At 55.8% G+C, this 14,168-nt stretch carries 12 protein-coding genes; 6 read left to right on the plus strand and 6 right to left on the minus strand.

What is annotated here, in order from left to right:
• From TA5113_RS17150 to TA5113_RS04510, 5 genes are all read left to right on the plus strand, one after another.
• On the plus strand, window positions 1–448 hold a 448-nt coding region (locus TA5113_RS17150; RefSeq protein WP_442338347.1), incomplete at its 5' end, for a sodium:solute symporter family transporter.
• A 119-nt stretch (window positions 449–567) separates the two neighbouring features.
• Entirely contained in the window at window positions 568–2,388 is a 1,821-nt protein-coding gene (locus TA5113_RS04495; protein WP_058315772.1) for a DUF294 nucleotidyltransferase-like domain-containing protein, read from the plus strand.
• A gap of 3 nt (window positions 2,389–2,391) precedes the next feature.
• Complete coding sequence (locus tag TA5113_RS04500; RefSeq protein WP_058315181.1) at window positions 2,392–2,910, plus strand: hypothetical protein; 519 nt, start codon at window positions 2,392–2,394, stop codon at window positions 2,908–2,910.
• 1 nt (window position 2,911) lies between these two features.
• Window positions 2,912–4,324 (plus strand): 3'-5' exonuclease, encoded by a 1,413-nt coding sequence (locus TA5113_RS04505; RefSeq protein ID WP_058315182.1) that lies wholly within the window; start codon window positions 2,912–2,914, stop codon window positions 4,322–4,324.
• Window positions 4,325–4,400: 76 nt separating this feature from the next.
• Window positions 4,401–5,711 (plus strand): glycerate kinase type-2 family protein, encoded by a 1,311-nt coding sequence (locus TA5113_RS04510; protein ID WP_245627160.1) that lies wholly within the window; start codon window positions 4,401–4,403, stop codon window positions 5,709–5,711.
• Here TA5113_RS04510 and mvaD read toward each other — a convergent pair.
• The 6 genes from mvaD to TA5113_RS04540 are packed head-to-tail and all read right to left on the minus strand — an operon-like array spanning window position 5,708 to window position 11,949.
• Entirely contained in the window at window positions 5,708–6,703 is a 996-nt protein-coding gene (gene mvaD, locus TA5113_RS04515; RefSeq protein WP_058315183.1) for a diphosphomevalonate decarboxylase, read from the minus strand. The genes TA5113_RS04510 and mvaD overlap by 4 nt on opposite strands.
• On the minus strand, window positions 6,696–7,598 hold the full coding sequence (locus TA5113_RS04520) for a mevalonate kinase family protein (protein WP_058315184.1): 903 nt from the start codon (window positions 7,596–7,598) through the stop codon (window positions 6,696–6,698). The genes mvaD and TA5113_RS04520 overlap by 8 nt, the downstream gene beginning before the upstream one ends.
• Window positions 7,595–8,728, minus strand: a complete 1,134-nt coding sequence (locus tag TA5113_RS04525) for a mevalonate kinase family protein (RefSeq protein ID WP_058315185.1) — start codon at window positions 8,726–8,728, stop codon at window positions 7,595–7,597. Before TA5113_RS04525 ends, TA5113_RS04520 begins: the two co-directional genes overlap by 4 nt.
• Entirely contained in the window at window positions 8,691–9,854 is a 1,164-nt protein-coding gene (locus TA5113_RS04530) for a hydroxymethylglutaryl-CoA synthase (protein ID WP_220387190.1), read from the minus strand. Before TA5113_RS04530 ends, TA5113_RS04525 begins: the two co-directional genes overlap by 38 nt.
• Window positions 9,851–10,918, minus strand: a complete 1,068-nt coding sequence (fni, locus tag TA5113_RS04535; RefSeq protein WP_058315186.1) for a type 2 isopentenyl-diphosphate Delta-isomerase — start codon at window positions 10,916–10,918, stop codon at window positions 9,851–9,853. The genes TA5113_RS04530 and fni overlap by 4 nt, the downstream gene beginning before the upstream one ends.
• A complete protein-coding gene (locus TA5113_RS04540) occupies window positions 10,915–11,949 on the minus strand; it encodes a hydroxymethylglutaryl-coenzyme A reductase family protein (RefSeq protein ID WP_245627161.1) in 1,035 nt (344 codons plus the stop codon). The genes fni and TA5113_RS04540 overlap by 4 nt, the downstream gene beginning before the upstream one ends.
• A 519-nt stretch (window positions 11,950–12,468) precedes the next feature.
• Between TA5113_RS04540 and TA5113_RS04545 the strand changes: the two genes are divergently transcribed.
• Window positions 12,469–14,049 carry an ABC transporter substrate-binding protein gene (locus TA5113_RS04545; RefSeq protein ID WP_058315775.1) on the plus strand — a complete coding sequence of 527 codons (1,581 nt, stop codon included), beginning with the start codon at window positions 12,469–12,471 and terminating at the stop codon, window positions 14,047–14,049.
• Window positions 14,050–14,168: the final 119 nt, after the last annotated feature.

The following is a 14,168-nucleotide window of genomic DNA, read 5'->3' on the forward strand; positions in this document are numbered from 1 at the left end:
GGCAGCGCGTCTGTCCATGGCAGCAGCGATTGTGGTTGCGGTTCTGTTGGGTCTGAACCCACCAGGCTTCGCAGCGCAAACCGTGGCCTTGGCCTTCGGTCTGGCGGCGGCGTCCATCTTCCCGGCGTTGATGATGGGGATCTTCTCCACACGCATCAACAACTCCGGCGCGGTGGCAGGCATGCTGGCAGGTCTGGTTGTGACATTGCTTTACATCTTCCTGCACAAAGGTTGGTTCTTTGTTCCAGGCACAAACAGCTTCACAGATGCTGATCCGTTGCTTGGCCCAATCAAGTCCACATCCTTCGGTGCGATTGGTGCGGCAGTGAACTTTGCAGTGGCGTACTTCGTGTCCGGCGCAACAAAGGAAACTCCACAAGAGATCAAAGATCTGGTGGAAAGCGTTCGCATCCCGAAAGGTGCAGGCGCAGCCGTAGACGGCCACTAAACAATAAAGGACACCGCTGCCCAATCGGGTGGCGGTGTTCCATTTACGATCAGATCTGATCTGATATGAATACACTGGTGAAACGCGCAGCCCAGTCATTCAATAAGTTGGACCGCAAGATGTCTCTGTCCCCACATTTGACCCAGTTTCTTGCTTCTGTGCACCCTTACGACAGTCTCCCTGAACCGGACCTTGCCGCGTTGGCCCATGTGGCGAATGCCGTGGATTTTGCCACGGGCGACCTTGTTTTCTCTGTCGGCGAAGAGATCGAGTTCCTCTATGTGATTGCCTCAGGTGAGGTTGAGATCACCGATGAAACCGGCGTGCAACTCTCTCTTCTAGGCCCCCGAAATTCCTTTGGCGAACGGGCGCTATTGCGCCGCGATGCCGCCACCCGAACCGCCCGCGCCATGTCGCCTCTGACACTGATCGCGATACCAAAAAAACGTTTCTTTGCGTTGATCCAAGCCCACGGTAAGGTCGAACGCTTTTTTGACCGTCGTCGTCCGCCTCCGTCGCCGAAGGCTGACTTGAACACAATGCCGGTGCAGCGCTGGATGACCAAAGATCCGCTCACTTGCAATCCAGACACCCCCATTCGCGAAGCCGCGCGGATTATGCGTGACAATCGCATTCTGGCAATCCCAGTCACAACGGATGCAGGCTATGAAGGCCTTGTTGGATTGCGCAATATGTCAGGTCGCGTGATCGTCGAAGGGGTCAGTCCAGACCTTCCCGTCTCAGAAATCATGATGACAGACCGTATGACGCTCGGCCCTGACGCGCTGGTCACAGATGCCCTTCACATCATGGTCGAGCGCAGCATTGGCAGCATCCCAATTGTGGATGGTAAAAAGCTCATTGGGATCATCACCAAGACCGACCTGACCCGTGCCCAAACACTGTCCTCCGCAGATTTTGTCGGCCGGATTGCAAAAGCAAAAACAGCAGAAGCCATGGCCAGTGTCACCGCAGCCATCCCGCAACTGTTGTCTCAATTGGTCGAAGCCGGTAACCCGCATAACGTGGTCACACGCTTGATCACTGACATTGCCGACACCGCCACGCGCCGGTTGCTGGACTTGGCCGAAGAAAAGCTCGGACCCGCGCCCGTGCCGTATCTCTGGCTCGCTTGCGGCAGCCAGGGACGCCAGGAACAGACTGGGGTGTCTGATCAGGATAATTGTTTGATCCTATCGGATGATGTCACTGAAAAGGATATGCCCTATTTCGCAGAACTGGCGAAGTTTGTAAGCGATGGTCTGGACGTGTGCGGCTATTTCTATTGCCCCGGTGACATGATGGCGACCAACCCGCGCTGGTGCCAACCGCTCTCTGTTTGGCGCGACTATTTCCAAGGTTGGATCAACACGCCAAATCAAGAAGCCCAGATGCTTGCATCCGTGATGTTCGACCTGCGCCCGATTGGCGGAGATCACAGTCTTTTCACCGACCTACAAGAAGACACGCTGAAGGCTGCGAGCGCGAACTCGATCTTCACTGCGCATATGGTTTCGAATTCACTGAAACATCATCCGCCGCTTGGTTTGCTACGTGGCCTCGCAACCATTCGTTCGGGCGATCACCGCGACCAACTTGACCTCAAGCATAACGGTATTGTGCCGGTGGTCGATCTGGGGCGTATCTATGCGTTGCAGGGTCAGATGACCAAAGTCTCCACTCGTGCGCGTCTTGAGGCGGCGATACGCCAGGGCATTCTTTCAGAGTCCGGCGGCTCGGACCTGATCGACGCCTATGACCTCATCGCCACTGCTCGGCTTGAGCATCAAGCGGCGCAAATCAAAACGGGTGCTAAACCCGATAACTATCTGGATCCATCCGATCTTTCAGACTTCGAACGCAGCCACCTGCGGGATGCGTTTGTTGTGGTGAAAACCATGCAATCCGCCGCAGGTTCAGGAAAAGGCGCTTTAGGATAAGCCATGTTTATAGAACTCATTGCTACAGTGTTCGCAGGGGTCGCCTGCGCCGGTATCGCCATGTTGATCAACATCATCTTTGGCCGTCGCCTGCCCAAATGGGTCATGCCCATTGCCGCCGGTGCGGGCATGATCGGCATGACCATCTCCAATGAATACACTTGGTATGACCGCACCACGGAAAAGCTGCCCGAAGGGATCGAGATCGCCACGGTGATTGACGAACAAAGCTGGCTGCGTCCTTGGACCCAAGTTTGGCCTTATACCAAACGCTTCAATGCAGTGGACACAGGCACCATGCGCACCAATGAAAGCCTGCCCGATCAGCGCCTCGTCGATCTTTACTTCTTCGGTCGTTGGTCCCCGGTGAACCAAGCGCCCATGTTGCTGGATTGCGCGACTGCGAAATCCGCGATGCTAATCGACGGTGTCGAATTTGCCGATGACGGTTCAGTCAGCAATGCCGACTGGCAAAGCATGGACGAAGCGGACCCCATCCTAAAACTGGCGTGTGAGACCTAATATGGCGACCCGCCTTTCCCTTCGATTGCGCATCTTCCTGTTCTTCTGCCTCATGGCAATCGGCAGCGCTGTGCTATTGGCGGGAACCTTGGCGTTCAGTTGGTCTCGGTTAGAGCAGGGGGCTGATTTAGGCCCCTTTGTGATGGTGTTCATCCTTTTCGCGTTTCTCAATGGCGGCCTCGCTCTGGGCGTCTGGCTTCTCTTTGATGAAAACGTCGCCAAGCCGATCAACAAACTGTCTGCCGATCTGCGACTGCGGGCCCATTCGGGCATCAATGAACCGCTGAACACCAGCTATGCGCGCTATCTCGGCGACCTTGGCAGCGCGGCCAATGCCCTTTCGGAAACCATGAGCTCTTCTGTCATGGATGCTGCCGAACAGGTGGCCCATGAAACCCAACGTCTTCGAGGCGAAAAAGACCGTCTGACCGATCTGCTGAGCCAGATACCGATTGCGTCGATCCTGCTCAATCCGTCGCGCGAGATTGTGCTCTATGACTCCCAAGCCGCTGAGGTCCTTGCCAAAATCGCCCCGCCGCGGTTGAAAGCGCCGATTGCGGACTACTTTGATCGGGTCGCTCTTGATGAAGCGATTAAGCAGCTTGCAGGCGACAATTCCGAAGCACCTCTGTCACTGCGCGATGCTTACGGCACGCATGAATTCGCAGGCCGTATCAAAGATCTAGGCGGGGACGGCCACATGATCTTCATAGACGTGGACTCCGCCGATCTTGATCCCAATGCGCCGCGCCCGCTTGTTTTCGATTTCGATCTGTTTGAGGGCGAACTCGCAACAGATCTGCGTGACACGGCGCTGACTGATTTAACCTATGTGGCGTTTGATACAGAGACGACCGGGCTGTCCGTCAAGGACGATGCGATCATCCAAATAGGAGCGGTGCGCGTCCTGAAAGGGCGTATCGTTAACGGAGAGGCGATCAACACATACGTCGACCCAGAGCGCCCAATTCCGCAATCCTCAACCAAGATTCACGCAATTGGCGATGCGGATGTGCAAGGCGCGCCCAAGATCGCGCAAGCGGGCCGTAGCCTACACCATTTCTGCCGTGATGCGGTGCTTGTGGCCCATAATGCTCCGTTCGACATTGGCCTGCTGCGTCGATCCCAAAAAATCATGGACGTTGAATGGAACCAGCCCGTCATCGACACAGTGCTTCTGTCTGCCGTGGTGTTTGGGACCACCGAAGACCATACGCTGGATGCCCTTTGTGATCGCCTGTCCATCACCATCGCACCCGAGGCACGCCACACGGCTTACGGCGATGCCCAAGCCACAGCGGAAGTCTTGGTAAAGCTCTTGCCGCTGCTGAAAGGCAAGGGAATTGAAACCTTCGGTCAGTTGATCAAAGAAACACAGTCGCATTCACGGCTCCTGAACGATCTGAACGACTGAGCACACCGACCAAATTGGCACTCTTACTTTTGCGCTGTGACGTGCAATTGACTTGCACCTCACTTAACCCTGGGGAATGGTAGCGGTAACGACCAACAGCGCACAGTTTCTATTCCAAATGCCACAGCCAATTGCCGACCCGCGTGTCTTTCTGACGGATCTCTTCCATATCGCAGTCCAAAAAGCGGACCCGATGGAGGTCATTGCGCAACACCTACCAGAGCGTCCAAAAGGGCGTTTGTTTGTGATCGGTGCTGGCAAGGCCAGCGCGCGCATGGCGGAAGCGGTAGAGGCGGCATATGGCCCTTGCGAGGGCTTTGTCATCACGCGCTACGGCTATGCGCGTCCGTGCCAAGGTATTGAAATCGTTGAAGCGGCACACCCGGTGCCGGACCAAGCGGGTGTGGATGCTACAAAACGTATGCTGGAGCTGGTCAAAGATCTCGGACCCGATGACACGGTTCTGGCCCTGATCTCTGGCGGTGGTTCGGCGCTTCTGTGTGCACCTATTGAAGGCCTTACCTTAGAGGACAAACAAGCGGTGAATGCCACGCTTCTCGCCTCTGGTGCGCCAATCGGTGACATGAATGTCGTGCGCCCAATGCTCTCGCAGGTCAAAGGCGGCCGCTTGGCCGCAGCCTGTCATCCGGCGAAAGTGATCAGTCTTTTGATTTCCGATGTGCCCGGCGATGACCCCGCCGAGATCGCGTCAGGTCCAACTTGCCCAAGCAAAAGCTCTCCGCAGATCGCGCTGGAGGTCCTTGATCGCCATGGCATCGTGCTTGATCCTAAAGTCACTGATCTGTTGAAATCCCAAGACCCAGATCCGATCACTGAAATGCCTGAAGGTGACAAGCTCACGATTGTGGCGGCACCATCCCAGTCTCTCGCCGCTGCGGCGGAATTGGCGGAACAACATGGCTGCGAGGTGCGTCTCTTGGGGGATGCCATCGAAGGCGAAGCCCGTGACCTTGGCGCGGCACAGGCCCAGATGGCGTTGGATATCCAGGCCAAGATGGCCTCGGATGCAAAGCCAGTCCTGTTGCTGTCCGGCGGCGAATGCACCGTCACCCGTACCGGCAACGGGGTCGGCGGACCAAATGCGGAATACACCCTGTCGGTCGCTCTCACGCTGAATGGCCAGTCAGGCATCCATGCTCTGGCATGCGACACTGACGGAGTGGACGGCGCGGCTGAAGTGGCGGGGTCCTATACGGGGCCAACAACGCTGACCGACAACGGTTACAGCCGTGAGACGGCCGAAACGGCGCTCATTGAAAACGATGCGCATCGCTATTTCGATAAAGTCGGCGGTCAGATCGTCACCGGCCCAACCCTCACAAATGTGAATGACTTCAGGGCGTTGCTGATCTTGCCGCAGGGCTAACCTGCAAACGGCACAATCACCTGAGCTTCAGGGAATAGCGTGGTCACATCATCTTGTGACTGCGCTTCAAAAATCAGCTTCACATTCGCGCCGGCATCCATGGTGGCGTAGGCTTCCAATCCATTTTTGCGCGCAGCCCAAAGCCGCTCCAAGATCGCCCAGCTGTCTTGCGTCAGATATGTGATCGCTGGCCTTGCTGCCTGCATGGTCGCATGCATCGCCAAAGCATTGGCCTCGGCCCGTTGCCCCAAGGCGGTGAAATTCTGTTCACGCACCATGGCCTCAATGAAATCGCAGTCCGCTTCCGCCTGATCGGGCCAAGCTGCAAAAAGCGGGCTGGTGTCCACCGTGTGGTTCATCCCGTCGCGGGATGAATGGGACTTTGGCCCCACATCCACTGGAATGATCGCAATCCGAAAATCTGGCCAAGTCACGTCAAGCGGAGTGGCAAAACTGTCAGAACCGTCTTCAGCGCGGCCTTTGTCCCAACGCACAAACCCATGCCAGATCGACCGGGTTGCGCTCCCGCTGCCAAGGCGTGCGATCAGGCTCATTTCAGCCTCTGACAAAGACAAGCTAAAGCTTCCGCAAAGCGCACGTGTCAGCGCGGCAAAACCCGAAGCCGAAGACGCCAACCCTGCCGCTGTCGGGATTGTATTTCGCGTGGTGATCTTCAAAGGCTGCGCGCGGCCCGCGCGGAAAAGATCTGCAAATTTAAGGGCTTTACTGGCAAAGGCTGTGCCCATATCCAGCACTTCGCCATTCAACGACACCTGATCTATGCCGCTTTCAGACGGGGCCACTTCCGTATGTGACCCCCATTCCGCCAGCGAAATCGAGAGTGAGCTATTCAGCGGTAAATTCCGCGACCGATCTCGTTTGCCCCAGTATTTTGACAGGGCAATATTGCTGGGCGCATAGGCCGCAAATTCTACCGGATCACCGGCGTCGACCATCGCTTTTGAAATCAAATCGCGCGCCGCATCAGTCATCGATGGTCAGCCCCTCTGTTGCCAGTGTCACCGGCTCAAATCCATCTGGCACCTCACCAAGCGCCACCACACAGTCTCCAAGCCCAGACCCGGAAATCTTAGCAGCTAGCAGACCCGAGGTGTCCGCTGCCCCCGAAATAATCCCCGCTAAGACATCATCACAAACACCCAGCTCTTCCATCAAGCCTTGATAGGCCGTCAGCGACGTCCCAAAAGCAGGCCAGTCCTGTGCGAGCGCCAGCGAAATCGCGCGCTCGGCTTCACGGCCCATACGCCCATAAAGCGCTTCAAATGCCGTTTCGTTGCCTTGCATCCGCTCGGCAATCCGCTGCAACACCTCGCCAGTGGGTGTCTTATACCCGCAATAACGCAGGCTCAGCTGCGGCGGTTGGGGCAGGGGGATCAGCTGTGCATTGGGCGGTGCTTGGTAAGCCAGCATGCCACCCGTCAAACTAGCCGCCAGATCTGCCCCACTGCCACGCCCTTGGATGCGTTGAATAATCCCATGGGCGGTTGCATGAAGGTTTTCAGTCTCTTGCCCCGAAAAACGCGCAATTGCCCCGAGCGCCGCAATTGTCACCGCTGCCGAAGAGCCAAGTCCAAGCGTTGGGTTGATCTGCGAGGTGATATTCAGATCAAAGCCGCTTTTCAGATGCTCTTTAAAGCCGCTGATGGCTGCCAGAATAAAACGATAAGGACCGTCACTGCCCATCTGATCCAGCGTGGTCTCAAGCGGCTCTGCAATCTCTGACGTGATGGTCACAGTACGATCCGCGCGCGGGGTCAGCGACACAAGGATCCGCTGCTCCACCGCTGCCACAATCGCACGATGCCCGTAGACCACCGCATGTTCGCCGGTGATCATGATTGAGCCAGGCGCGCTCGCGCGGATCATGTTGAGGCCTCGGAAACAGGCCCCAATGCCGCGCCACGCTTTGCCATTTTTAGCGGTGACCACGCAAAATCAGGGTGGTCGGACATGAACGCATGCATAGCGGCATCGTCGTCTTGATGCACAAGCATGGCACCGCCAAAATCGCCCTTAACCGAGCCAGCACCGCAAATCTTTGCTGCAGCGCCCGTCGCTTCTAAATCCGCGATGAACCGTTGAGCCGGTTCTGGCACAACACCAATCCGCTCAAGCAGCCTTTGGTTCGCAGAAATCGCCTCTTTGGCGGATGTCCCTTCGGTCAAAGCCGCTTCAAACGCTCCGGTACAGGCGCTGAACTCATCCCAAAGCGGCGTGTCATTACCGTGGCTCGCGCGCACCGCAGCGACGCAATCACCGGTACCGCTGACGGGGCGCCCATGCAGCACCCAGTACCAGCCATCACCAGCCAATAGCCCGTGTCCGTCTGCAACCTTGGGAATGTCCACATGGCCATCGCCAACTTTGATCAAGCCACCGCGCACAACAGCCGCCGCATCAATCGGGCCCGCTTTGCCGTGTTTCAGACGCTCACAAAACCGCACCCGTTTGGCGCGCCCCTCGAGCGTTTTCGGGCGATCCAGAAGTTTCTCAAACAAAACAGTCGTTGCGGCCACAACGGCGGCAGATGATCCCATCCCTGCGCCAATCGGCAAATCCGACCGGCTGCCGAGTTGCCCGGGCGTCGGCAAATGCCCCACGGCACCAATGCCAGTGATCTCAGAACCATCATCACTCGCCGCATCCTGCAAAAGCGAGGCCAATGTATAAACTGCCAAGTCATCGGGGCGGGTGAGGATCTTATGAACCTCCAAGTCGCCCTTCATGAACTGATCAAATTTGCGGTCGAGCTTGGACTTGAACTGCTCCAGCACTTTCAAAGGGTAAGACGCACCGCCAGACAGGTTCTGGAACGCTGTCTTCAGCCCTTCGCCGGGGCTCAGTGGTGTAAACCAAACTTCGGTATATTGCGCGATGGCCATGGCCAAGGCAGGCGCGCCGTAAAGCACCGAGTGCTCACCTGATAAGATCAGCTTGCCCGGCGAATGGGCTATCGCCTCAGGCGTGCTGGTCAATGTAGATGCGCTTGTTCTCATCGATACGTGCCAATCTGTATCGCCCACGTGCCTCTTCTGCCAGCGGTTCGCTTGTGCCGTCAACGACGTTTGGCGCATTCCAAAGGGCAACGTATTCGTCATAGCTTACAGACACACGTTCGCTCAGAATATCCTGATGGCGCTTGGTAAAGAGGTGATCGGCGTAGCCTTCAACAACTTTAGCGTCAAAGAATTCGCCCGTCGCGCCGGAGCCATAGCTGAATAGGCCGATCATGTTGCCGGTCAGATCGCCTTCAGTGTTTTCCAAAGTGGACATGAGGGACAGGTAGATCGAAGCTGTATAGCTGTTCCCGACCACTCGATTATAAGCCATGCCTGACAACGCCTTATCCATATCGATTGGTGTCTTATTCGCTTTGGCCAAACGACCATGCGCTTTTTCACCCATGCGCGAAAACGGCAGATGATAGCAGAAATGCGAGAACGTATCGTACGCGTGACCGCCATTGGCCTGATAGTCTTTCCAAGCCTCAGTCATGGCATTCAGATAACGCAGGGTCGAATACTTGCCGTCAAACAAAGGAGTGCGGCGATCATTTGGACGCCAGAAATCCATTATGTCTTCTGTAAACACACCGGAATTCGCACCAATCTCTAACACTGTCGGGTTTGCAGTGACCAACATTGCCACAGCGCCAGCACCTTGTGTCGCTTCACCGGAACTATCCAGATCATAGCGCGCCACATCCGAGGCAATAACCAGAACCTTGCGATCCGGTTTGCGTGCCACATAGCTGCAGGCCATTTGAAGGGCAGGGGTCGCAGAGTAACAGGCTTGTTTCAGTTCAACATTGCGGCAGTTCGCCGGCAGACCCAGCAGCTGGTGCACATAGATGCCCGCAGATTTGGACTGGTCGATCCCGGTCTCTGTCGCGAACAGAACCGTATCGATACCGTCAGCTCCATACCGATCAATGATGGGTTTCGCCGCTTCCGCCGCCATAGTCACGATGTCTTCATCATGCCCCGGCATTGCGATCTTTTCCTGGCCGATCCCTTTGGAAAATTTCTCTGGATCAATGCCATGGTGTTCGGCCAGCGTTTCCAGCCCGATATAGCGATGCGGCGTATAAAAACTAATCGCCGAAATGCCTGTCGCAATCATAGTCGTGTCGTCCCCGATCGGATCAAGGAAGTATTCCCTTTAAGAGAAGATAAGTCGCCTGCGCCCAGTAAAAATAGGGCCGTACGAAATTCTCGCTCAAATTTCTGTATGGCCTTTACAACCTGAGCCGCCGATTGCTGCGCCGGTGCCAAGAAAGGCGAGGCCGTGCCGCACAGATCTGCGCCTAAAATCAGGCTCTTAGCCATGTCGATTCCGTTCCGAATGCCGCCGGAAGCAATCAAAGTGGTGTCATCTGCTTTCTGCGCCAATACGGCGCGGGCTTCAAGCAGGCTTTCCACGGTCGTCAGGCCCCAATCTTGAAAGACCAGTCCCAGATCGTCGTCATCTTCCCGGCGGCGATGGTATTCGATGCGGCTCCAAGATGTACCACCGCGCCCGGCCACGTCAAAGTGACGAATGCCCGCATGGTACGCCAATGCAACATCAGCGCCCGAAAAGCCCGCGCCAACCTCTTTGATCATCACCGGCACGTTGCTTTTCGCGACAACATCGGCAATCGCATCCGACAGGTTCGCGAAATTGCGGTCCCCTTCCGGCTGAACCGCTTCTTGCAAAGGGTTCACATGCAAATAAAGCGCGTCGGCTTTTAGGATATCCACGGCTTTTGCGCAGTGATCTGCGGTCAGACCTTCGTTGAGTTGCACAGCGCCAATATTGGCGATCAATGGCACGGTTGGCGCGTGGCCGCGCAAGTCAAAGCTTGCTAACGCTTCTTCATCGGTGAACATCACCCGCTGCGAGCCCACAGCCATGGCAACACCGGTTTCTTCGGCGGCTTCGGCAAGGTTGCGATTGATCACTTTGATCTCATCATGCGCGCCACCGGTCATGGATGAAATCAAAAGAGGGAAAGACAGCTCTTTGCCAAGAAAGGCGGTCTTTGTCTCGATCGCGTCCAGATCCAGTTCTGGCAATGCCCGGTGGCTCAATTTGATATCGTCAAAACCGCTGCGGCGGCGTTCGATCTCCGCGTCGCGCTCAATCGCGCGGATGTGCTCAACCTTACGGTTGGCCACTTCTTTATCAGCAGGCGCCTTGCTCAACGCTCAAGTTCCATATGGGTGCGCACCAGCTCACCCGGATTGGTTTGGGCCGCGAGCAGAGACAGCTCGCCACACAGAACAACACCCGCACAGATGCCTGCAAGGCGACGTGCATTGTCGCCAGGCTCACGTTCTTCTTTGCAGCCCATTTCCCGCAAGTTGTCTTCGATGACATCATTGCCTTTGCCGGCACCAACAGATCCCATGATCAGGTTCGGCAACGTGCAGGAAAAGTAGAGATCATTTCCACGCGCTTCCGCATGAACCATGCCTTGGCTGCCTTCAATGATATTGGCCGCGTCCTGACCTGTGGCCAGATAGAAGGCCAGAAGCATATTGGCAAAATGCGCGTTGGCGCTGCGCAAAGAGCCCGCCAGATTGCCGCCCACGAAGTTTTTCTCGTGGTTTAGGTCCACAATCTGTTGCGCCGATGTGCGCAAGATCCGGCGCAGCATCTTTTCCGGAATTTCGATCTCGGCAATCATGTATTTGCCGCGACCCAGAATGCCGTTCACTGCAGAGGTCTTTTTATCCGTACAGAAATTGCCGGAAATCGATGAGTAAGACAGCTCTGGTCGTTCCGAGAGGACCCAATCCAGCACCGCTTCGGCAGCTTTCGTCACCATATTGTGGCCAGACGCATCGCCCGTGGCACATTCAATACGGATAAACAGCAGATTGCCTGCGATCTGGCGGTTTAATTTGATGAGCCGGGCAAAGCGGCTTGTGGTCGCGATGATGTCGGCAACGGTGTCGTGCTGGGCCTCAATTGCCTGCCAAGCCGCATGGGCCTCTGCCGCATTGCGTGCTTTCACAACAATCGACCGTGTCATGCGTTCATCGACCATGGTCACTTGAATGCCGCCGCAATGTCGTGACACACCAGCGCCGCGCGCGGTGGATGGCCAAAGAGGGGACTCATAGGTCGCCAGCGGCACGCTGATCTCGCCGTCCACGATAGGACCTTTGAAGGAGATCGGGCCCACCCATTGCGTCGGTACCGGAGTGGTAAACGTCGGCTTGTCGCGCACCTTTTTCCCCTTTGTCTTTCGGCCCATAGAGGCGCAGATCGTCAACTCTTGCCTGGGTTTAGATCGCTAAATAACGTGCGAACCCAGAGATCTGTGACCTCATACAGGGAAGGCAGGGGGTTCACCATCCCTTTTTCGTCGCACTCCACCCAGAAACGCCACGTAGTTAAGGCTCTAATGAATTGGCGCGAAGCCTTCACTTTCAGCGTTTATCACGGTTTTTGTACAACCGCTGTGCGTCGCTTTTCCCTCAGAAGTTGACGTAAGGTTAGCATTTCATGATTTTACTTTTTGTTCAGTTTTTGGGTTATTTTCCTTAAAATTTACGCCAGTCAGCACAACATTCTTCTCTTGCGGCCTGTATCGGGAATTTGTTGTGATTTTGGGTGTATTTTTGAAATGAATTTTTTTGACATTGCCTGCGGCCCGCGCTATATTTCGATTGCGCTAACGAAGACGGGGCGGAGACCCCAGGCGCAACGGGCAACGACCCGTGTGTTCAGCAATGGAGGACAACACTTGCTTAAGAAAATCACCACAACGGCCACCGCGGCCCTGCTTGCCACCACAAGCTTCGCTGCAGCCGAAACCCTGAATTGGGCGCGTGCAGGGGATACTTTGACCCTTGATCCACACGCTCAGAACGAGGGCCCAACCCACACAATCGCTCACCAGATTTATGAGCCACTCTTGCTGCGTGACAGCACTGGTGCCATCGAAGCGGCACTGGCCACTGACTGGGCTCCGCAGGCGGACAACCCCAATGTTTGGGAATTCACGCTACGTGAAGGCGTAACCTTCCATGACGGTTCCGAATTTGATTCCGAAGACGTGGTGTTCTCAATTGAGCGCGCGATGACCCCTGACAGCGACATGAAAGAGCTTCTGTCCTCTGTCAAAGAAGTGCGTGCGACGGGCAAATACACCGTTGAGATCGAAACTGATGGTCCAAACCCAATCATGGCGTCCAACCTGACCAACCTGTTCATCATGGACAAAACATGGACCGAGGCGAACAACGCCACCAAGGTACAAGACTTTGAAGGCGGTGAAGAAACTTGGGCTGCACGCAACACCAACGGTACCGGCGCTTACAAGCTGGTTTCCCGTGCTGCGGACTCTCTGACTGAACTGGAAATGTATGACGGCTATTGGGGCAAAGATATGTTCCCGCTGGCCTTTGACAAAATCCGCTACACGCCAATCAAAAACCCAGCAACCCGCGTTGCGGCGCTTCTGTCTGGCGAAGTGGACTTCATCCAAGACGTTCCAGTGCAAGACCTTGGCCGCGTGGCCGCTGAAAGCAGCCTGCAGGTTATCACTGCACCACAGAACCGCGTGATCTTCTTGGGCATGAACCAAGGCGATGCGGATCTGACCAAAGACAACGTGGATGGCAAAAACCCATTTGCTGACGTGCGCGTGCGCAAAGCGATGAACATGGCGATCAACCGCGAAGCCATCAAAAAAGTTGTGATGCGCGATCAGTCCATCCCAGCCGGTGTTGCGATGCCTCCATTCGTGAATGGCTGGACAGCCGAGCTGGACACAATCCCATCCGGTGATCTGGCAGCTGCAAAAGCAATGATGGCGGACGCAGGGTATGCGGACGGTTTCACCGTGACGCTGGACTGCCCGAATGACCGTTACATCAACGACGAAGCCATCTGTCAGGCGGCTGTTGGTATGATGGCGCAAATCGGTGTGACCGTGAATTTGGACGCGAAACCAAAGGCACAACACTTCCCGCTGATCAACAATCTGGAAACAGATTTCTACATGCTGGGCTGGGGTGTTCCGACCTTTGACTCCGAATACATCTTCAACTTCCTTGTCCACACCAAAGGTGAAAAGCGTGGGTCTTGGAACGGTACCCGTTACACAAACCCAGACCTAGACGCGAAGATCGTGTCCCTCGCATCTGAAACAGATCTGGACAAGCGTAACGCAACCATCGCGGACATCTGGGGTCAAATTCAGGAAGACGTCCTCTACCTGCCGATCCACCATCAGGTTCTGAACTGGGGCACTTCCGCGAAAGTGGACACCGTGGTTCAGCCAGAAGATCAGCCGAAGATCAAACACTTCGCTCTGAAATAAACTGAAAAGTTTTCCGCCTCCTGCCTTGTGCCGGGGGCGGTCTCTTTTGGGGACGCATAATGCTATCTTACATTGTGAAGCGCGCCCTCCAGTCAGTGCTTGTGCTACTGGCGGTGGGG

The sequence above is a fragment of the Cognatishimia activa genome, from assembly GCF_001458335.1.
In the GTDB taxonomy this organism is placed as follows: Bacteria; Pseudomonadota; Alphaproteobacteria; order Rhodobacterales; family Rhodobacteraceae; genus Cognatishimia; species Cognatishimia activa.

Bases quoted from the DNA above. Each gene is read 5' to 3' on its own strand.
- mvaD (WP_058315183.1), bottom strand. From the start codon at position 6,703: ATGACTGATGCGGCGCGCGATTTGATTTCAAAAGCGATGGTCGACGCC.
- TA5113_RS04520 (WP_058315184.1), bottom strand. From the start codon at position 7,598: ATGATCCGCGCGAGCGCGCCTGGCTCAATCATGATCACCGGCGAACAT.
- TA5113_RS04510 (WP_245627160.1), top strand. From the start codon at position 4,401: ATGGTAGCGGTAACGACCAACAGCGCACAGTTTCTATTCCAAATGCCA.
- TA5113_RS04500 (WP_058315181.1), top strand. From the start codon at position 2,392: ATGTTTATAGAACTCATTGCTACAGTGTTCGCAGGGGTCGCCTGCGCC.
- TA5113_RS04525 (WP_058315185.1), bottom strand. From the start codon at position 8,728: ATGAGAACAAGCGCATCTACATTGACCAGCACGCCTGAGGCGATAGCC.
- TA5113_RS04495 (WP_058315772.1), top strand. From the start codon at position 568: ATGTCTCTGTCCCCACATTTGACCCAGTTTCTTGCTTCTGTGCACCCT.
- TA5113_RS04530 (WP_220387190.1), bottom strand. From the start codon at position 9,854: ATGATTGCGACAGGCATTTCGGCGATTAGTTTTTATACGCCGCATCGC.
- TA5113_RS04505 (WP_058315182.1), top strand. From the start codon at position 2,912: ATGGCGACCCGCCTTTCCCTTCGATTGCGCATCTTCCTGTTCTTCTGC.